At 35.2% G+C, this 20,737-nt stretch carries 19 protein-coding genes; 8 read left to right on the forward strand and 11 right to left on the reverse strand.

Going from position 1 to position 20,737, the window contains the following annotated elements; all coding sequences use genetic code 11:
• Window positions 1-93: 93 nt before the first annotated feature.
• Complete coding sequence (locus tag HX124_RS14360) at window positions 94-1,554, reverse strand: sensor domain-containing diguanylate cyclase (RefSeq protein WP_286376949.1); 1,461 nt, start codon at window positions 1,552-1,554, stop codon at window positions 94-96.
• A 257-nt stretch (window positions 1,555-1,811) separates the two neighbouring features.
• Between HX124_RS14360 and HX124_RS14365 the strand changes: the two genes are divergently transcribed.
• Window positions 1,812-2,300, forward strand: coding sequence for a hypothetical protein (locus tag HX124_RS14365; protein ID WP_286383629.1), 489 nt, complete (start codon window positions 1,812-1,814; stop codon window positions 2,298-2,300).
• Between the two features lie 58 nt (window positions 2,301-2,358).
• Here the strand turns inward: HX124_RS14365 and accC are convergent, their stop codons facing one another.
• From accC to aroQ, 3 genes are read right to left on the reverse strand one after another with little or no spacing between them, the layout of a single operon-like run.
• Window positions 2,359-3,723: an acetyl-CoA carboxylase biotin carboxylase subunit gene (accC, locus tag HX124_RS14370; RefSeq protein WP_107008989.1), complete on the reverse strand. Its 1,365-nt coding sequence runs from the start codon at window positions 3,721-3,723 to the stop codon at window positions 2,359-2,361.
• 16 nt (window positions 3,724-3,739) lie between these two features.
• Window positions 3,740-4,162 (reverse strand): acetyl-CoA carboxylase biotin carboxyl carrier protein, encoded by a 423-nt coding sequence (accB, locus tag HX124_RS14375; RefSeq protein ID WP_286383630.1) that lies wholly within the window; start codon window positions 4,160-4,162, stop codon window positions 3,740-3,742.
• An 18-nt stretch (window positions 4,163-4,180) separates the two neighbouring features.
• Window positions 4,181-4,636: a type II 3-dehydroquinate dehydratase gene (gene aroQ, locus HX124_RS14380; protein WP_107008987.1), complete on the reverse strand. Its 456-nt coding sequence runs from the start codon at window positions 4,634-4,636 to the stop codon at window positions 4,181-4,183.
• Window positions 4,637-5,826: 1,190 nt separating this feature from the next.
• Here aroQ and HX124_RS14385 point away from each other — a divergent pair.
• From HX124_RS14385 to HX124_RS14395, 3 genes are all read left to right on the forward strand, one after another.
• Window positions 5,827-5,982: a hypothetical protein gene (locus HX124_RS14385; protein WP_286383631.1), complete on the forward strand. Its 156-nt coding sequence runs from the start codon at window positions 5,827-5,829 to the stop codon at window positions 5,980-5,982.
• Between the two features lie 136 nt (window positions 5,983-6,118).
• On the forward strand, window positions 6,119-6,457 hold the full coding sequence (locus tag HX124_RS14390) for an immunity protein Imm33 domain-containing protein (protein WP_107008986.1): 339 nt from the start codon (window positions 6,119-6,121) through the stop codon (window positions 6,455-6,457).
• A 49-nt stretch (window positions 6,458-6,506) separates the two neighbouring features.
• Window positions 6,507-6,881: a hypothetical protein gene (locus HX124_RS14395; RefSeq protein ID WP_286376945.1), complete on the forward strand. Its 375-nt coding sequence runs from the start codon at window positions 6,507-6,509 to the stop codon at window positions 6,879-6,881.
• 186 nt (window positions 6,882-7,067) lie between these two features.
• On the opposite strand, the gene HX124_RS14400 is transcribed toward HX124_RS14395, so the two are convergent.
• Window positions 7,068-7,958: a DUF4198 domain-containing protein gene (locus tag HX124_RS14400; protein WP_286383632.1), complete on the reverse strand. Its 891-nt coding sequence runs from the start codon at window positions 7,956-7,958 to the stop codon at window positions 7,068-7,070.
• A 105-nt stretch (window positions 7,959-8,063) separates the two neighbouring features.
• Between HX124_RS14400 and HX124_RS14405 the strand changes: the two genes are divergently transcribed.
• Genes HX124_RS14405 through HX124_RS14415 form a run of 3 tightly spaced genes read left to right on the forward strand, consistent with a single transcriptional unit; the run spans window position 8,064 to window position 11,604 of the window.
• Window positions 8,064-9,626 carry a DUF2271 domain-containing protein gene (locus HX124_RS14405; RefSeq protein ID WP_286383633.1) on the forward strand — a complete coding sequence of 521 codons (1,563 nt, stop codon included), beginning with the start codon at window positions 8,064-8,066 and terminating at the stop codon, window positions 9,624-9,626.
• Window positions 9,627-9,659: 33 nt separating this feature from the next.
• On the forward strand, window positions 9,660-10,256 hold the full coding sequence (locus HX124_RS14410; RefSeq protein ID WP_107008983.1) for a PepSY-associated TM helix domain-containing protein: 597 nt from the start codon (window positions 9,660-9,662) through the stop codon (window positions 10,254-10,256).
• Between the two features lie 10 nt (window positions 10,257-10,266).
• On the forward strand, window positions 10,267-11,604 hold the full coding sequence (locus tag HX124_RS14415) for a sulfite reductase subunit alpha (RefSeq protein WP_286383634.1): 1,338 nt from the start codon (window positions 10,267-10,269) through the stop codon (window positions 11,602-11,604).
• Between the two features lie 120 nt (window positions 11,605-11,724).
• Here the strand turns inward: HX124_RS14415 and HX124_RS14420 are convergent, their stop codons facing one another.
• From HX124_RS14420 to HX124_RS14445, 6 genes are all read right to left on the reverse strand, one after another.
• Complete coding sequence (locus tag HX124_RS14420; RefSeq protein WP_286383635.1) at window positions 11,725-13,794, reverse strand: TonB-dependent receptor plug domain-containing protein; 2,070 nt, start codon at window positions 13,792-13,794, stop codon at window positions 11,725-11,727.
• Window positions 13,795-14,001: 207 nt separating this feature from the next.
• Window positions 14,002-14,538 carry a DUF2058 domain-containing protein gene (locus tag HX124_RS14425; protein ID WP_286376939.1) on the reverse strand — a complete coding sequence of 179 codons (537 nt, stop codon included), beginning with the start codon at window positions 14,536-14,538 and terminating at the stop codon, window positions 14,002-14,004.
• 15 nt (window positions 14,539-14,553) lie between these two features.
• Window positions 14,554-15,228: a YoaK family protein gene (locus HX124_RS14430; RefSeq protein WP_286383636.1), complete on the reverse strand. Its 675-nt coding sequence runs from the start codon at window positions 15,226-15,228 to the stop codon at window positions 14,554-14,556.
• 49 nt (window positions 15,229-15,277) lie between these two features.
• Window positions 15,278-16,474, reverse strand: a complete 1,197-nt coding sequence (sstT, locus tag HX124_RS14435) for a serine/threonine transporter SstT (protein WP_107008978.1) — start codon at window positions 16,472-16,474, stop codon at window positions 15,278-15,280.
• A gap of 178 nt (window positions 16,475-16,652) precedes the next feature.
• Window positions 16,653-18,389, reverse strand: a complete 1,737-nt coding sequence (locus tag HX124_RS14440) for a SulP family inorganic anion transporter (protein ID WP_107008977.1) — start codon at window positions 18,387-18,389, stop codon at window positions 16,653-16,655.
• A 178-nt stretch (window positions 18,390-18,567) separates the two neighbouring features.
• Window positions 18,568-18,879, reverse strand: coding sequence for an ArsR/SmtB family transcription factor (locus HX124_RS14445; RefSeq protein ID WP_107008976.1), 312 nt, complete (start codon window positions 18,877-18,879; stop codon window positions 18,568-18,570).
• Between the two features lie 428 nt (window positions 18,880-19,307).
• Between HX124_RS14445 and HX124_RS14450 the strand changes: the two genes are divergently transcribed.
• Entirely contained in the window at window positions 19,308-20,726 is a 1,419-nt protein-coding gene (locus tag HX124_RS14450) for a tetratricopeptide repeat protein (RefSeq protein ID WP_286418710.1), read from the forward strand.
• Window positions 20,727-20,737 lie beyond the last annotated feature (11 nt).

The following is a 20,737-nucleotide window of genomic DNA, read 5'->3' on the forward strand; positions in this document are numbered from 1 at the left end:
TTGGCATTAATATAAAAAATGTATGTTAAAAATAGTGAGGAGAATATGATTTTTGATCGAATTAATAATAAGGCATTTAGAGTAAAGTTTCGTTTAAGTAATCGTTCTTAAATTTGATTCTAAACAAATTTGATTACGACCTTTTTCTTTTGCTTGATATAAAGCATGATCTGCACGATTAATTAATTGTTGAAATGGTAAGGCATAAGGAAGTTTTTCAAAACTTAGACCAATACTGACACTAATATAAATTTGTTCACCATTATCCAAAGCTGTAGGGGTGGATTGAATAATTTCACGTATTCTTTCTGCGATTATAATACTCTGATTTAAATTGACATTTTTCAATAAAATAGCAAATTCTTCACCACCTAATCGACCGAATAAATCGTCTTCTCTTAAAATATTTTTTATTCTTTGTGTAAAGGTTTTAAGTACGATATCACCATTATAATGACCATGTTGATCATTAATCTTTTTAAAATGATCAAGATCTAATAATAAAACCGTAATGGTTTTTTCGGTTTGTATTTTTGTGGTTGAACCAACAACATCTTCACTTTGCTCATAGAAAAATCGTCGATTCATAACTGTTGTTAAACTATCATGATTTGCAAGATATAAAATCTGCTGATAAAGTTTTTGACGGTTTAAACTAATAATTGCCAATGTAAGTGGTCCAAGAGCTAACATAAATAAACCCATTCGGATTGAAATAGAGGTCGCTAAAAAAGCATTAGACGATTGATGAATGTAAAATTCGCTTAAGGTATTATTAAGCAACATGCAAACGACACAATTAATTAATGCAATAAAAAACAAATTATAAGTTAATGATGCCCAAACCAATGCAGCAATGGGGAACATGAGTGCCCCTGGACCGATAAAAAAATGCGTTAAACTGACCGAAATAATGACAGCAATAAGAGGAAGAAAAATCTGAAATGGCAGTCCTTTGAGTTTGATATTTTGTATCACATCATGGAAGGTTTGTTTGTCAGGTATTGCCAATAAAATAGGTAAAAATGCAATCATATTTAAAATTTCACCTGACCACCACATTCCAAAATCAATCCAGACACGCTCAAGGGTCATAAATGTATTATCGATATAAGGTAATGTGAGTGCAGCAAAAGCAGGGCTTGCTAGACAACCTCCAATCGAGCATAAAATAAATAAATATAAAAAAGTCAGTCCCTTATTGTATTCTTTATAGTTGAGTCTAAATAAGGTAATTAAGGATAAAGAAACCAAAGGGTTTAATAAATTTGCAATGGTCAGTAACAGAGTAATGAGAAATGTATTGCCAGTGAGTAGATCTGCAAGCATAAAAGCAGTAAATGCGCCTGTCCAACCTCCTAAATTATTCAGCGATTTAAAGCGAAGAAATAAGCCTAAAAGTGCAGCATTTGCAGGCCAGCAAATCGAAAGAAAAAATAAAGGGCGTGCCAAAATACCAAATAAGGCGCAAATGAAGACGATGCTTGCAACAATCAGAAAAGCATTAACTTGTTGTTTGACACTATGTTGAAATGTTTGAGTAAATACAGACAATTCAGGACCCTATAATATCAAAAGTGTATAACTACACATTTATTTTATGGAATTGTTAAGTTTGAATAAAGTATTTCATAGAAATCTTAATTTTCCTATACATATTCAATATTTTGTTGTAGCAAAACACATTTTTTTGAGGTTGAACTAAATGAAGAATTTTTTTTAAAAGATTGTTCATATATGGTTATTTTTACATGCATTATTAGCAAAATATGTTAGTTTAAATGTAAATAAATTGTGGTACGCTTTCGGATATGAAGAAAACATTATTATTAATTCCTTTATTGATTTGCACATCAAATTTTACTTTTGCTGAGACGAATTCAACAGCACCTGTTGCCGCAAGTCAAGTGATTACTCCCTTAGTTGCAAATACAATTCGTATTTCAACACGTCCTGAGATTTTAGGATTATGGGGAATGGAAATTCCAAATAATAAAAAATGTGTAGAGTATTACAATTTTCGTGGTGGCAATGAAGTCGTGGTCAATAGCGGTAAAGAATGGTCAATCGGTTTATTTGATTATCAACCGTCTCCAGATAATACAAAAGAAAAGCTACCTGCTTTAATTATGCAGATTAAATATGAAAATAATCAGGTAGATTGCTCTGGTTATCAAGAAAATCAGGCGGGTGAGGTTTCTCAGTATTTTGTACGTTGGAAAAATGAAAATACCATTAAATTCTGTGCATCTGAAAAAGAAGATAAATGCTTTGCAACCTTAAATCGTGTTTTACCTTAACAGATAGCAATAAAAAACCTCTTGAATTCAAGAGGTTTTTTATTTACTTACTCAAAAGTTAAGCATCATTTTCATGACCTTGTACTTGTTTAAGTAAATGTTTTTCAAGGTAATGAATGTCCATTGCTTGTTCACAAAACTTTTTATCTTGTAAGATTAAGTCTTTATGTAAAGGAATATTGGTTTTAATTCCAGTCAGAATAATCTCATCAAGTGCTTGTTTCATGCGTGCAATCGCGGTATCGCGATCTTTACCATGAGAAATGAGTTTTGCAATCATTGAGTCATAATAAGGTGGAATGTTATATCCTTGATAGATATGAGAATCTAAGCGGATACCTGCACCACCTGGTGCATAGAAGCTTTCAATTTTACCTGGTGATGGTAAAAATGATGAAGGATCTTCTGCATTAATACGACATTCAATTGCATGACCTTGTACATGAATATCTTCTTGTTGAAGATTTAGACCAAGACCTGCTGCAATGCGTAATTGTTGTTCAATAATATCAATGCCTGTCACCATTTCAGAAACAGGATGCTCTACTTGAACACGAGTATTCATTTCAATAAAGAAGAACTCACCATCTTCAAATAAAAACTCGAAAGTACCTGCACCACGATATTGCATAAGTTTACATGCAGTGACACAAGCTTCAAGAATATGAGCACGCGCTTCTTCAGGTAAACCAGGTGCTGGTGCTTCTTCAAGCACTTTTTGATGACGGCGTTGTAAAGAGCAATCGCGGTCATACAGATGTACAGCGTGACCATTACCATCAGCTAAAATTTGTACTTCAACATGACGTGGCTTTTGTAAAAAGCGTTCCATGTAAACGGTGTCATCACCAAACCACATTTCAGCATCACGTTGAGCAGCTTGAACAGATTCGAGTAGGGTATCTACACGCTCTACAATACGCATACCACGACCACCACCGCCAGATGCTGCTTTTACGATGAGTGGAAAACCTATTTCTTTCGCTTCAGCAAGCGCATTATTTGGTGTCACTGCATGAGCAGAACCTGGTACGGTTGGAACACCTGCTTTACGCATTGCCATAATTGCAGAAACTTTATTCCCCATTAGGCGAATATGTTCGGGACGAGGTCCAATGAAAATGAACCCAGAACTTTCAACGATTTCAGCAAATTCAGCATTTTCAGACAAGAATCCATAACCAGGATGGATCGCATCTGCGCCTGTAATCTCTGCGGCAGTAATAATCGCAGGGATATTTAAGTAGCTTTCACTACTCGCACCTGGACCAATACATACAGCTTCATCTACAAAACGTAAATGCATCAAGTCTTTGTCAGCATCAGAGTAGATACCAACGGTTTTGATTCCTAAAGTTTTACAAGCACGAGTGATGCGAAGCGCAATCTCACCTCGGTTTGCAATTAAAACTTTTTGCAACATATCAACCCCCTAGCGATTACGCGCGGTAGCGGAATAAAGGTTGACCGAATTGGATTACATCACCATTTTTTACTAAAATTTCTTCAATCACACCACTTTGAGTTGCTTCAATTGGGTTCATGATTTTCATTGCTTCAATGATTCCTAAGGTTTCACCTGCAGAAATCGTTTGCCCCACATTAACAAAAGGTGCTTCACCTGGATTTGGTGCAGCATAGAAAACGCCAACCATTGGAGAAGTTTCTACAGCACCACGAGCAGCAGCTTTGACAACTGGTGCATCAATAGTAGGTGCTGCTGCAACAGGTATAACACCACCAGCAACAACAGGATTACGACGCGTCAATGCAATCGATTGATCTCCTTCCTTAACCTCAATCGCTTGAAGGTCAGATTCGATCATCAAATCGATGAGCTTTTTGATTTTGCGAATATCCATGGATTCGTATTCCTAATGTTATGAATGAGTTGAAGATTGAATTTTTTCGATTGCAAAATCTAAAGCAAAGGAATAGCCTTTTGCTCCAAGACCGCAAATCACGCCAACGGCTTTATCTGATAAATATGAATGATGTCTAAATGCTTCGCGAGCATGAACATTTGATAGGTGGACTTCAATAAAAGGAATTGCGACACCTAATAATGCATCACGTACTGCAACAGAAGTGTGAGTGAGTGCAGCAGGATTAATAATAATAAACTGCACACCTTCTTGCTGCGCTTGATGGATACGATCTACAACGGCACCTTCCCAATTACTTTGGAAAGTATCTAGTGTTATATTGAGCTTTTGTGCTTGAGCGATGAGCTGCTGATTAATATCTTCTAAAGTAAGGTGACCATAGACTTCTGGTTCGCGCTTTCCTAGCAAGTTTAAGTTTGGTCCGTGAATGACCAAAATGGTCGAACTCATTGAGCCTGCTCCAATTTAAAAGTTGCAAAAAATCTTTGCAAGATCGCTGCAAAGTTTGCGTATTATGGCATATTTTTCTACATCTATTTTATAAATTGTTTTAATTGGTGCAGAAGTCACATACCGACTATGCGCTATATATTGAGAATTTTGCTGCTAAATAACAATGTTAAAATATGACAAATTTTCTATTTTTTAAAGTTGATTTAGTTTAAACCGAATTGACCAAAACTGTTGATTTGATTTATGTAACTATAACCTAGAGCGACGGTTTTTTTTAAAAGTTTTATAGATCAGTTCTGGGTTTTTAAAATTTAATCAAGTTAAACTTTTGATTTATTTTTGAAAAATATAAAAAATTTAATTTCTAGAGAGATGAGAAAGTATAAGTTTGAAAAATGTATTTTGTCATCATTTTTAGGTATTACAGTTTTGTGTATTTATTGGTACTGATTTATTTTTATTTCTCTAAATATTTAATTTTTATTTATTTTTATTTCTCTAAATATTTAATTTTTATTTATTTTGTTTAAATTCGATTTAAAGTTATCTAACGCATATGGCTCATCAAAGTTGAATGAATTGAAAAATAGTCATGATTTGTGAGGAGCATGAAATTTCAATAATTTTGTTGTTGATCTTATTGATTTGAAGAAAATAATAAAATCTAGAATAGACTGTTTGAAATCAATGACAAAGTATATTGATACTAGAGCAGGGTTTTTAAAAGTTCATGCTGAAATGCATTGCGTGTAAATTCAGCATGAGATTGACCGAATTGCTCAATCTGTGTATGACAAATGAACAGTCAATCAGACCAAGAAAAATTATAGGATTGGCAAAACTTCCATATCATGCAGGATTACATTTCTTTCTATGATAGAAATGATCATTTTTATTCTAAAAATGTTGAGCAAGATAAAAATTAAGCCTGTTTTTTGTACTTTATTTGCTGAATAAAATGTCAATAAAATAAAATGATGTAAAGAAATAATAACGTTTGGCAAGATTGGGTAACCAAAGTAATTATGTCATTTAAAAGTCATCAACATTTGAAGGGTTTATATTTTAAGCTTTACATTGTCTGAAAATGACACATCTATTGGCTTGTGCGAAGAGGAAAAAGTTTTAAAGTAGATTTTGTCGTTGTTCATACGGCATTCCCCAAATTGCAAAGGAAGATGATGAAAATGGCTAATCAACAAAACCAATCGAACCAACACAATGATCAACAGCAACAACAATCTAATCAGCCAAACCAACAAAATGATCAGAAACAACAGCAGCAGCAATCTGATCAGCAACGTCAGCAAAATGATCAACAGAAACATAATCAACAGCAATAACTGTTCAATATAGTCGTTAAATGATGCAAAGCCCCGAATGTTCGGGGTTTTGCTATTTTTATTTCATCAAGTTGCATTGTGCATTTAGAATGAAATGCATAAAATTTGAAATCTAACTGAACGATGTAGAATATTTATGTTGCAAGATTTTATTGAAGAACAAAAATTGGTATGTGAAGAATTTGATTCTCGTTATATCAAAGTAAATGAAACAGATGTGATTGCGATTGCCAAACATACTTTAAACCAAGAACCGATTGTCGGTTTGCGTAAAGCACCTGATGAAAATCAAGTGGCATGGTTTATTTATGGTGGAGAATTAGCTGCTGAGCAAGATGATTTTGAACTGGTTACCGTAAAGGAGCTTGAAGAAATATTTCCAGATGCGATTCCATATTTAGCTTTAGAGCAGGGCTTTCGCTTTATGATCGACGCTGATGACTATGAGGATGTATGGAAAGCCGATGCATTTTAAATCTATAAATAAAATAAAATATTGGGGAATGATTTTTTTGTGCTGTGGATTGAGTCATTCAAATCTAAGTTTTGCACAAGATTATCAGAAACTGACACAAGCAGAATATGACGAGCGCATTGCTTATTATACTCAAGAGGTCAATGCTACAAAAAAAATATTAGATGAGTCTGATCAAGTCGATGCAGCAACACAAAAGAAAGCTTTTTGTAGCAGAATGAATGCATATCAACAGATTGCAGACATTTCAAAAAATAATGCACAGTTAAATACAGCGAGCATTATGTTGATGATCTCTAATCAGTTTTTAGAGCGTCAAAAACAGTCACTCACTGACTCAGGGATGACCGAAAAAGTATTTTGTGCTGCTGTAGTAAATAAAATGTCAGAAAATGACATAAAAATGGCTGAAAATGATAAGTAGATCAAAGTTTTTTTAGGGATAATAACCGCATTAAAACAAAGCGATAAAGATTTTCCCTGGTCTTGTTGTGCCGTGTTTTAATCATCACTGTTCAAGTTGATGACTTTAAACCCGCTCTTAAAGGCGGGTTTTTTCATGCTACTCTAAAATAAGAAAGGAAGCCGAAACTTCCTTTACGTTATATTTTTATTCAGTAACTTCAACCGTTAAGCCATAAGTATAAATTTCACTTTGTGGTTTTTTACGATTGTCTTCATCTGCTTCTGGATAAGCTGTTGTAATGAGGTAAATGCCTGCTTTTTCAAACTTAATTTCAAACTCACCTTTAGCATTTGTTTTGACATGTGGTTGTTCACGTTGAGCATTTGTTTCATAGCTGCTTGCACCTTTAAAGATGTCAATTTCTTGATTTGCAACAGCTTTACCATTAAATAAAATTTGCCCTTTTAATGCTTCACCTGAAAATAGTTCATTTGGGTGTGTTAATAATTTAACTTCAAAACCTTTGTTTGTGACTGTAGGAATTGGTGATGGTTTTCCTTTAGTGACATAACTCTCAGCAATAATATTATTTTTTACTTCTAAAATTTGTGCATTTTCAGGAACTTTATCTGCAGAAATAACGCGAGGAATTTGAGCAGTTTTTTGTTCTATTGGTGCTTTAGTTTCCGTAGCTGCTGGTTTTTGTTCATTGTTTGGCATTGGGGCACGTACAGGACGAACACGTAACCATCGTCCATCAACCAGTGCATATTTGCCAATATTTCCTTGAGCATCTTGAGTGCGAATACGATAAGTACCGTCAGCGTTTAAATCAAATTCACCGATATTAAAACGTTTAAGTGAAGCTGCTGCATTGATTTGCGTTTGTTGACCATCTGGTGCAGTTACGACATAGCTGGTTTTAAAGTTATTACTTGGAATAAAAAATTTCTCAACAGTGATTGCACTTTGAAAAGTAATATTTTGCGCAGCTTTGCTATCAAAGAGTTCTGGTAATAAAAATGGGCTAGCAGTGTGAGCGGATGCCATGATTGGTAAAGCAGAAAGAAGTGCAATTTTGAACAAATGTTTCATGGTTTAAGTTCCATAAATTAAATAGTTTGTAAATTTGCACTAATGTACTTGATAACAAATATCATTATCAATATTATTTGTGAAAATATTTTTTGGAGTTTCAGCATGTTGAACATTGCTGCAAAAAGAACCATGACTCAATCTTTGGCATTCAAACTTTCACCATTAGTGATGGCTTTAACGCTGATTTCTCCAATAACAGCACAAGCAAATTCAGATGTTCATTTAGAAAGTCAGTTAGACCAAGTAAATCAGCAACGCCACCAATTTCATCGTGATCATGTTTTAGGTACATCTTTAGATGTTATTGTGATGGGAAGTTCTAAACAAGATGCACAAAAGGCTTTTGCAGCAATCGAAAATGAAGTTGCCCGTTTAGATAAAATTTTATCGACATGGCGTGATGATAGTGAGATTAGCCAATTAAATAAAAATAAAAGTATTCAAGCTTCATCTGAATTATTTGAAGTCATTGCAGCCTGTGAGCAAATCCGTCATCAAAGCTGTGGTGCTTTTGATGCTCGTTTAGGACAGCTTATTGCCTTATGGGAAAAAAGTCATGGTGTTGTGGAGCTAGATGCAGCAACCAGAAAACAAGTATTGGCGCAGTTAACTGAACACAGTGTAAAGCTTGATGAAAAAAGTCAGCATATTGAAATTGATGAAAATGTAAAATTTGCTCCTGATGCTTATGCAAAAGGTTATATTATTGACCGCGCTTTAGTGGCTGCACAGCAAGCAGTACCTTCAATACAAGGAATTTTAGTTGATATTGGTGGAGATTTAAGAGTTTGGGGTGAAGCACCACAAAAAGATGCTTGGAATATTGGTGTACAAACAGCTTTTAATCATTTTGATAATACTGCACCTGATCAGTTTCTAAAATTAAATGATCAAGCAGTGGCTTTTAGTGGAAAAGGTTATCGTAATTTAGCAGGACAGTCCCATTTATTAGACCCAAAAACAGGTCTAGCTTTGCAACATGTAGAACAATGTGTTGTGGTTGGAACATGTGCGGCAGACAGTGATGCATTGGCAACAGCTTTGGCAGCAATGTCTCCACAACAAGGCTTAGAACTCATTGAAGCATTGGTCGGCTATGAAGCCCAAGTGGTTGCAGCAAGTGGTCAAATATATCAAAGTAGTGGTTGGTCAAATTTAACTCAAAGTGCTAATCATCAACTTGATTTTGTCAATGTTGCAACAGGTGCAAGCGCAAAATGGCCTGCGGGTTATCAAGCTGTGATTGATTTGGTGATTCCTAAACTCGAAGTGGAAAAATATAGAGCACCTTATGTTTCTGTCTGGGTAACAGATGAGAATAAAAAAATTGTGCGTACACTTGCGGTTTGGGGTAAAGATGACAAATGGATTAACTCAAATTATGTATGGTGGCGTCGTTATGGACGTCAAATGACCAATTTAGATGCCGTTGCTAAACCATCACGTCAACCAGGACAGTATAAATTAGCTTGGGATGGTAAAGATGATACTGGACGTGCTGTAGCTGCTGGACAATATCAGATCCATATTGAAACTTCACGTGAACATGGTGAGCATTCATATCAAACTTTTGATTTAGATGTAAAAGCAAAATCAAGTCAACAGACTTTAGCTGCACAAAAAGAAATTGGAGCACTCAAACTCAATTTTCAAAAAGTGAACTAAGCGATATAAGTTATTGATAAAGAGATATTCAACGTGTATCAAAAACGTGATTTTTACCGCCATGCACGCTATGTGCATGGGTGGTTATCAGCATTTGCCTTTTTAGTCTTAATTTTCTTTTCAATTACAGGCATTTTTTTGAATCATCCTGAATGGTTTGAGCCAGCCAAAAAAGAAAATACCAGTACGATTTCATTACCTGATGAATTATTAGCTGAGATTAAAGCCAAAGAGAATCCAAGTGATTTAATTTTAAATTATATTCGCCAGCAACAAGCGGATGCTTTGATTGGACGTTATCAGAGCAGTGAAGTCTTAGATGGTGAAATTATGATTCATTTGGAAAGCCCCGCGGGTTCATCCGATGTTTGGGTGACTTTGGACACTGCCGAAATGGAAATCAGTAGTAAACCTGCTTCAACCATTTCATTGATCAATGATTTACATCGAGGAAAAAACTCGGGTACTGCGTGGCGTTGGCTCATTGATATTAGTGCTATTTTGATTACTATTTTATCGTTAGCAGGTTTTATTTTATTTTTGAGTATCAAAACACGTTTAATTACACATTTAGTCTTAATTGCTTCAAGTATTGTGTTGTTCATGTGGTTGATTTGGGCTGCAATTTAAGGTTGATAAAATGACACAAGCTGTAGAAGGCGTATTGCTGTGTTTGGCAATTTTGTTGGTTATTGTATTGTTTATAATCGTTTTATTGATTTGGAAAAACAAAAAACAAAAAAACTTTTCTCATCAATCTGATTATCTAATTGTTTATGCGAGTCAATCAGGTCATGCTGAAAATTTGGCAAAACAAACACAACAGCAACTGCAACAAGCAGGTTATTCAACTTATTTATTGAATATTCAAGATATCACAGTTTCGGATTTGCAAAAAAGTTTACAATCTTTATGGATTGTCAGTACCTATGGTGAGGGTGATTTACCTGATACAGCACGTCAGTTTTATCGGAAGGTGATGCAATCGGCTGTAGATTTGTCGCAACATCATTATGCAATTTTGGCTTTGGGAGACCGACACTATAAACATTTTTGTAGATTTGGCACGGTGTTGCAGGACTGGTTGCAACAGCAACAAGCACACGCTTTATTTGAAATGATTTGTGTTAATCAGTTGCAACAGTCAGATTTAAAACAATGGCAAATGCAGTTGCAAACTTTGTTAAAAACTCAGTTGGTTGATTTAAATATTGAACGTAAATGGTCAACATTCAAATTGACTTCTCGTCAGTTGTTAAATCAGGGCAGTCAAGGTAATCCACTGTTTAAGTTGGAATTTTCATATACTGAAAATATGTCGTGGCAAGCTGGTGATCTGGTGGAAATTCAATGTCATAATGCTATCGATGTACGAGATTACCCTATCCGTGAGTATTCAATTGCGAGTTTAGTCGAGCAGAATAGACTTGAATTGGTGGTGCGACAGGAAGTTCATGAGCAAGGTTTAGGTTTAGGTTCAGGCTTATTGACACACAGTTTGCAAATAGGGGAGTCTATTTCTGCTTGTATACGGCAAAACTCTGCGTTTCATTTAAACTTAGACTTTCCAGCCGCAATTTTTATTGGAAATGGCTCTGGTATTGCTGGTTTATTAGCTCATATTCGACAACAAGCGCTGTTAAATAGACAACATAACTGGTTGATTTATGGTGAGCGTCAAGCACAGTTTGATACGGTTTATGATGAGCAGATTCAGGCGTGGCAGCAACAAGGTGTCTTAACTGAAGTGGATCGGGTTTTTTCACGTGATGGGCAAGCACAAAAATATGTGCAAGACTGTCTTTATGCGAAGTCTGAATTACTCAAGCAATGGCTGAATGATGGAGCTGCAATTTATGTATGCGGTAGTATGCAAGGAATGGCACAGCAAGTTGACCAAGCGTTATTAGAGATTTTAGGCAAAGTTGAGTACGAAAAGTTATATGAACAAAAACGTTATTTAAGAGATGTTTATTGAGCATTTAATTTTTTATTTAACATCAAGCAAAAACAAAAAACCGATGAATATTCATCGGTTTTTTTATTTATTGTGCGAGTTCGTGTTTGATGGAAAATCTTCAACGAAGAAATTTAAGGATTAAAATTTCTTTTCAACACTAAGCATGACAGATGGAATTGCTTGGTTATTACGTGCTTGATAGATTGCACCTGTATTTTGGTCAGTTAATTTTTCTTTATAATCTGTGCTTAATAGATTTCGTCCTGTGAGCGTGGTTGCCCAACCTTGTTGAAAACGTTTAGTAAGGCTGACATCAACATTAAAGCGTGCATTACTTGTGCGGTCATACGCTTGGTTTTCTAAAGCACGTGTAAACTCAGGAACATAGTTTAGGTTAATACTGCTTGCTAGTTGCCAAGGTTGGTAGTTGTATGAAATGCCTGTGCTTGCAGTATAAGGTGCGACATCACTCACAAGGCGTTCATGGTGTTGTTCATCTTCAACTTTGGCACGTACAGTTGAAAGTTGACCATTGAGCATAAATGAATGCCCTTGCTCAGTTTGCTTCAGTGCATATCGTCCTGTAATTTCTACACCATAGGTTGTGGCATTATTTTGGTTGTAAGGACGCTCTACATAACGATCACCTTCAAGTTGAATCGATTTTTCGATGTAGTCATCAATATCACGTTGAAATGCGGTAATATTCATACCACCAGCAGTCGTGTTATAGCCTAATGTTGTTTCATAAGCCGTAACTTTTTCAGGTTTTAGATTAGGATTACCGCCACGATCAGGATTATTTAATGAACCTGCATCAGCATCTGTCGAAAGTGTTACAGTTGGAGTCAGGCGGTTACTGTTTGGACTTCTAAATGCTTGGCTAATATTGGTTTGTAATGACCATTCTTTAGTGAAATCAAAGCGATGGGCTAGAACAGGGCTAAAATGTTGGTCAGTATATTCAACTAAACCTGAACGATCTAACCATTCTTGGCGCGCGCCTAAGGTTAAAGTTTGACGATTTGTAAATCGCCAACTGCCTTCTGCATAAAGTGCATAGCGTTTTTCATCTAAAGCATCTGTCATATTGCTTTCGAGTTCACTCGCACGTGTGTCTAAACCAAACTTAATTTGTTTTTTAGCATCAAATTTACGTACACCATCGTAGGCAAAACCATATTCATTGATGGTTTCATCAATATAACTGTTATTTTGTAAAGCACGTGTTGACTCAGTTTCATCTTGTTTTTCAACAGAAAAACGAACTTTATCTGAGTCTCCTTGGTCTTTACGCTCATAACGAGTATTGAAACGTATGCTTTCATTTTCATCATTTTGAATCTGGTCGCCACGTGTGCCATCACTTTCATTTTTACGATAGAAAATTTCGCCAACTACTTTCTGTTTACTGTCAATCTCATATTCTACGCGTGGAGCAAACATGGTTGAACGTTGTTCTATGACACGCTTTTGTTCACGTGTTTGATTTGCTGTTTGTGTTTGGGTGATACGTGTTGCATCTGTCCACATTTGATTGGCAGAAAAGCTATATAGCCATGATTGGTCACGACCATCCATTTGTAATGAAAGGTTTTTTCTATCTTCATCATTTTGCCCAGCTTTTGCGAGTGAGTAACCTGCACGAACAGTTCCTCCAATAGGCGCATTTTTTAAAGGTTCTTTTAAAATGATATTAATAACTGCGCCTGAAGCGACAGACCCATAAGCCACACTAGGTTGTTTGGTAATTTCTATTTTTTCTATCATGTCGGGTGTAAGTGTATCGACAATCGACATACCACCACGTGGTCCACCTTGTACTGGTTCACCATTGACCAGAAAAATAGGTGCAGCACCACCGCGAAAACGCATACCTGATGCACCGCCGCCGCCACGTGGACCTTGACCAGGTGCAGGCATTTGAAAACCTGCGGCACGACGTAAAGTATCATTGACAGATTGATCCCCATACTTGAGCATTTCTTCACGTGTCACGGTCGTTTTTGCTATTGCGCTAATATCAGGATCTTTAGCTATTGCTTTGGCTTGAAAAGATAAAGTATCTAAAGTTTGAATGGGTTCTGTTGTTGAGGGCTGCTCAGGAGGAGTTGAATCTGCCCAACTTGGAGCACTGATGCATAATAGTGCAAAACTTAAGCCGCTGAGTTTCCATTTTTGTAATGTACGATATTGTGTGTAAAGCATGAAAACACGTTCCATTTATGTAATTTTGCGTAGCTTAACTTAAAATTATGTAGAAACTTTGTGGGAAAAAGATTTTTTGAAAATAAATCTATAATAGGCTTTGTGTTTGTTTTTATTGTATTTAATTTCATTGATTTAAAAATACCAGCAAATATGACATTTGCTGGATATCTTGTTATTGAGTGCATTTTAAAAGCTAAAAAATGTTTACCACATTAAATCATCAGGAATAACATATGCTGCATATGGATCTTCCTCATCTGTGGTTTGTTCATGATTTTCAGCATTATTCACAAGAATAAAACCTGTCATTTTGTCATTAATACGTTCAGCAAGTGCTTTAGGTAAGAAAGCATAACTAGTATTTTCTTTTGCGATGACTAAACTACCTGCAACTAAGGCATTATAAATTTGTTGGTTGATATAGACTTTTTTAATTTTGCTTTCATCAATAAATTGATAAGTCATATCACCGTCAGTATCTTTGATTTTATGCTGAGCAATCATTTGTATAATTGCTGCAACTAAAGCTTTTTCATCTAAAATACGTTGTTTTTCTTGGTTTAATGCTTGGTCTTTTGCAATTTTTTCTTGCTTATCTTGTTCAATTTTTGCTTTGATTTGGGCATCATCATTTTGCCCTGTACGATGCTCATGTTGTGCCTGTTTAGACAATTTTTTTGCCTTTTTGTTATCGACTAAGCCCGCTTTTAATAACTGAGCTGCTAAAGCATTTTTAACCATGTGAACAACCTACTATCACTTGACAAGATAATGAATACGAAAATAAATTAACCAATAAATGCAACTTAAGCTAAAACTTAGCAGTGCAGGAATTAGAAAGGTATCTAATTTTAAATAAGGATATGCAGCTGTGGCAATTACTCCTCCAAAGATAAAGCCAAATAAAATCAATAAATGTAAAATGACGCGCTTTTTTTCGACTTGCAGCCCACGAAAAAGATAACCTAAGGCAAGTCCTAAATCTGTTAAGACACCAGACAAATGAGTGGTTCGAATAATCGCACCTTGATAATGACTGACCATCGCATTTTGAATCCCCATTGCTGCACATGCCCAAAGTAAGCCATAACGAGGATAATGGGTAATAAAACACCAACTCAATACAATAAACAAAGTCATCAAACTCAGAGGTAAGCCATAACGACGACCTACTTTAAAATGACTATTTCCTAGAATAAACCCACTATAACTAGAGCCAAGTACATAGCTTAAAATAATTAAAATGAGGAAAATAATACTGGAAATATCACCTTTAAAAAGGCTAATGGCAAGCATACTCGCATTTCCAGTCATATGTGAAACAGACTGATGTAACAGCGTAATTAAGCCTATAACATTGATCATACCTGCATTGAGTGCAAGTAAAAAAGCACCAAGTTGCACCCAAAGCGGAAGTTGTTGAAGTGGCATGTCACAAACTGAATCAAATAAAATTTAATTCAGTCAGTATAGAAGGTGATTATTTTTTAGCAAGGTCTACGGCAGCAGTAAATAGGACGTCAGTAGATGAGTTTAACGCAGTTTCAGTTGAATCTTGGAGTACGCTGATGACCATACCAATGGCAACAACTTGCATTGCAACTTCACTTGGAATACCAAACAAGCCACAAGCTACAGGAATTAACAATAAAGAACCACCCGCAACGCCAGAAGCACCACATGCAGTCACCACAGAAACGACTGATAAAATAATCATTGTGGTCATATCCACATGAATATTCAACGTATTTACAGCAGCTAAAGTTAAGACTGTAATTGTCACTGCGGCACCTGCCATATTAATGGTTGCACCCAGTGGAATAGCAACGCCTGCGGTCGCCTCATCAACGCCTAAGCGTTTAGCTAAGTCTAAATTTACAGGAATATTCGCAGCAGAACTACGTGTAAAAAATGCAGTAATTCCACTTTCTTTTAGACATTTAAACACTAAAGGATATGGATTACGGCGCATCACCAAAGCGACTAAAATTGGATTAATGACCAAAGCAACAAAAGCCATCGTCGCAACCAATACAATAATTAAATGTGCATAGTTCTCTAGTGTTTCTAAACCTGCTTGTGCAAAAGTTGCAACCACTAAACCAAAAATACCAACAGGAGCGAAACTGATCACAATACGAATAATGGCATTGATGGCATCTGCAACATCAGTAATCACGCGTTTGGTTGTTTCTGAGCTATGGCGTAAAGCAGTACCTAAACCAACAGCCCAAGCCAAAATGCCAATAAAATTTGCTTCATGTAACGCTGTGACTGGATTACTAATAAAACTTAAAAGTAAATTTTTTAAAACTTCCGTAACACTACCCGGAGGTTGTAAAGCGATATCAGTTGCACTGGTAAACATTAAAGTACTTGGAAAGGCGAGGCTAGCAAAAATTGCACTTAATGCTGCGAAGACCATACCTACCACATACATCATTAAAATAGGTCTAAGTTGATGATTGCTTTGACCAACTTTAAAGTTAGCAATAGATGCCATCACCAAAACAAACACTAAAATCGGCGCAACAGATTTTAATGCTTTAATAAAAACATCCCCAAAAATACTGACATAAGCCGCAGTATTTGGGAAAAGATATGCAACAATAAAACCAAGTATTATGGCAATAAGAATACGTGTGACTAAACTTAAACGTGCTAGGGCAGCGAACATATTGAAACCTGAGTTGCCTTAAACTGGGCTAAAATTGATAAACAAGCGGACTATTTTATACCTAAAAGCTCTAACAAAATGAAACATTTTCACATAAAAAATAAGATATTAAAAAATATACGAATTTTTCTAAAATCAAGAATTCCATTTGTGTTAAATTTATCCTGATAATACAATATCATACAGAACAAAAGGTTTGAGCATCAAGTTCATGCATCGCTTGATAGTGTGTTAAGTAAATATTTCCACTTAATTCCTCTAAAAGTTTAGAGCTTTTAAGACGATCCATGACAGGACCTTTGATTTCTGAAAAGTGTAATTGAATTTTCAATTTAGATAGTTCAGCATTAATGTCTTCTAAAGCCTCTAAAGCACTGAGGTCAATATTACTTACACTTGAGCAGTTCATGACAACATGATGTAAATGTTCATTTTTACTGACCTCAGCAATCACAAATTCTTTTAAAGTATTGGCATTTAAGAAGCTTAAATTTTCATCAATTCGAATAGAAATGATATTGGCACTGGTTAATACATCATGCCGAGAAATATTTCTAAAATGCTGTGTTCCTTCAACTAAACCAATGACAGCAATATGAGGACGGCTAATACGCCAAAGCAATAACATAAAGGTTGAAATAATACCAATGATTAAACCTGTTGAGATATCAATGCAAAGTACACCGAAGAAGGTCACCCACATGGCAATACCATCTGCTTTAGAATAACGCCAAGCTTCAAGGAAAGGTTTAAAATCTACCAGTTTCCAAATAGATACGATAATGGTTGCTGCTAATACCGCTAAAGGTAATTCTTTAAAAATACCTGTTAGGTACAAACTGACAATCACAATAAAAATAGATGACAACACCCCAGCCATTGGTGTTTTTGCACCTGCATCGGCATTGACGACGGTACGTGATAAGCTACCCGTAACAGGAAAAGATGCGCTAAAACCAGCACTTAAGTTGGCTAAACCCAATGCAACAAGTTCTTGATTACTATTTAATTCACTTCTTTTTTGAAATGCAGTTGCCTGTGCAATAGAAATAGATTCTACAAAACTGACCATCGTGATCATGGCTGCACCGGGAAGGAGTTGTATCACTAAATCCCAAGACCAAAATGGCATAGCAAGGGGTGGAAAACCTGATGGAATTTCGCCTACAGTTTTAATACCGAATTGTTCGATGTGTAAAAAATGAACAAAAGCAATGGAGAAAAACACCAAAAGTAAAGGAATCGCTTTATTTAAAAAATTGAGTGTATTTTTATTTAGTTTTGAAAAAAGTGCAGTAAGTATTTTAGGTGCATAAATTAACAATAAAATAGAAAGTCCACCAAATGCTAAACTAGGTAGATGAATTAAGCGAATATACTCAATCGTAGAGCTAATAAATTCAAGGATATTTCCAGATTTTAATGGAAGGTTCACTAAAAATTTAAATTGGCTTAAAGCAATTAAGACTGCTGATGCAATAATAAAGCTTTTAATCACAGGATGACTGATTAAACGAATCAAAAAACCAAAACGGAAAATACCAAACAGTGTTGAAAGTATACCGACCAAAACTGCTAATAAGCAGGCAGCTTGAATATAAACAGGTGATCCCACCTCATATAAGGGCTGTAAAGTTGCAAATGTCATCATCGAAATGAGCGCAACAGGACCAATGGATAAGGTCGGACTTCCACCCACTAAAGCATAAATAATCATGGGAAGAATGCTGGCATACAATCCCATAATTGGAGGTAACCCCGCGACCATTGCATATGCCATACCTTGAGGTACAAGCATGGCAATAACAATCAGAGCAGCCAGTAAATCTGCTCTAAAGGCTGTAGGGGTATAGTGCTGAAGCCATTGCCATGCAGGGAGAATGTTACTCAATTTAGACTGAGACTTGGTAGGCATAAAACGCTCTATATCACATTTATGTATATATTATGCAGAAAAAATGCTAAGAATTACAGTCTAAATTTTATTGAATAGGGCTAGACGTTTTTCAAAACGTATTGAACATATCATGACCACGATCAAAATAATGTGTATTTAAATAAAAGCCGAGTTGAGTATTATTGTCCATCAAAGCCTAAAGATGCGGGCAATACAAATCATATAAAGTATTTAGGACAAGGCTAAGCTTTGGATCTTTAATAGAATAATAAATTTGTTTACCATCACGGCGTGTGGTGACAACATCGCTTTTACGTAACATCATTAATTGTTGTGAGAGCGTAGGTTGTGTAATTTTGGTTTGTTCTTCAATTTGTGAAACATTGAGTTCTTGTTGCACCAAATGACACAAAATCAGTAAACGGTCAGTATTGGCTAACGATTTGAGTAATGAAACCACATCTGTGGCTGATGCGCGCATGGCATCAATTTGAAAACTCTGATTCATAAAGATCAGAAACTCCTAATATTACTGAGTTTGAATATTCTATGCACATATTCATGTTTAAAACGTGAATAGTGTGTTTGTAATCCACTGATGATGCATCCTAACATGAATATTTTAATATTTAATTCTTCTTAATCCTAAGTTTTTTTTATAAGGCTTATTATTTTTATCTAATTCAAATATTTAGATATAAATATAAGAAAATAAGCTAAAATTTTTGCTATATTATTGTGCAATAAATAAAGCGTTTAAGACCTTAAGTTGATATTTAAAATAAAAAATTATTGTCATATTGATAAGTTCTGCATTGAAATATAGATATGAGACAGATCATTTTAAGTTTAAAATCATAGTTGTGGATTTGACAAAGTTTTGTCTTATTAAATGCTTTTATTTAAAAAAAAGTTAATGATAGAAATTAGAAAAATATGTTGATTAAGTCAAGAATTTTATGTTTTTCATTATTTGTAAGCGTGATTTCATTTGATGTCATGCTCATCATATATCCTGAGCCATTGATTGATAAAATTTATTTGCAAGCGATTCGAGGGCAGGCACAAGCACAATTTGAGTTGGCTGATCAAATTGAAACGGCTGATCGAAATGATATCAATCTCAATGATCAACAATCGTCATTTAAAAAAATGTTAAATTGGGTCATACAACCATTTATATATGCTGAACCCAAAGCAGAAGATGGTTTTGATCAATTTTTCCAACCTATTCAGATCAGTCAAGCAGAAGCTTTACAGTGGTATAAAAAGGCAGCCAATCAAGACCATACTCAGGCACAAATTCGTTTAGCAACCTATTATTATAACAATGGACAAGGTCCTGATTTTCAAGGTGCTTATCATTGGATTTGGCGTTTAGCTCAAAAAAATGATGCCTTTGCACAGGCACAATTGGGTTGGATGTATGTACAAGGTGCAGGTGTTGAAAAGGATTATCAAATAGCACATTACTGGTTTTTAAAGTCAGCTTTACAGGGAAATCATCAGGCAGCACCATTTTTAGCATGGATGTATTTCCACGCCCAAGGTGTTCGAGGAAGTAATACAGAAGCTTTTAAATGGTATAAAAAATCGGCTGAAGCAGGTGATCCTGAAGCACAAATGTTTATGGTGGTGATGTATAAATTTGGTATTGGTACGGTGGTCGATTTAACACAGTCAGCTTATTGGAAGCAAAAAATCATAAATACACAAGATATTGATTTTGAATATTCTTATACAAGAAATGATTATGAGAATAGAATAAAATATTGGGCAAAGAAAAATGATAAACAGCCTAATCAAGATCGAGATCATACATTTTATGAAAAATATAATTTAGCTTTAGACTATAAAACGGCAAGTCAGGGCAATGAAAAACGTGCATTTGAAATTTTTAATGAATTATTAAAAAAGAATGAGAGTGCAGATGTCTTATATCAACTCGCTGAAATGTATGAAAAAGGTTTGGGGACAGCGCAAGATATGAAGAAAGCCATTGAGTTTTATGAAATAGCCGCGACACAAAACGATATTATGGCATTGTTACGTTTAGGTGATCTTTATTTTCAGGGCAATGAATTTGTAGCCCAAAATTATAGCAAGGCTTTATATTGGTATAAAAAAATAGAAGCTTTGGGACAGCCTCATGCTTCTATGAAATTAGGTGAAATGTATATGAATGGCTTGGGCGTTGCACAAGATCCTGAACAGGCTTTTCAATATTATCTTTACTATGCGGATAAGGGTGACCAAAAAGCACTTAAAATTATTGCACATTGTTATGAATATGGTATTGGTACACCTCAAAATTTAAAAAAAGCACAAGAAATCAAAGCTAAGCTTAGAATTTAAGGAGGGTGTAA

The sequence above is a fragment of the Acinetobacter sp. 226-1 genome, from assembly GCF_030329325.1.
Classification (GTDB): domain Bacteria; phylum Pseudomonadota; class Gammaproteobacteria; order Pseudomonadales; family Moraxellaceae; genus Acinetobacter; species Acinetobacter sichuanensis.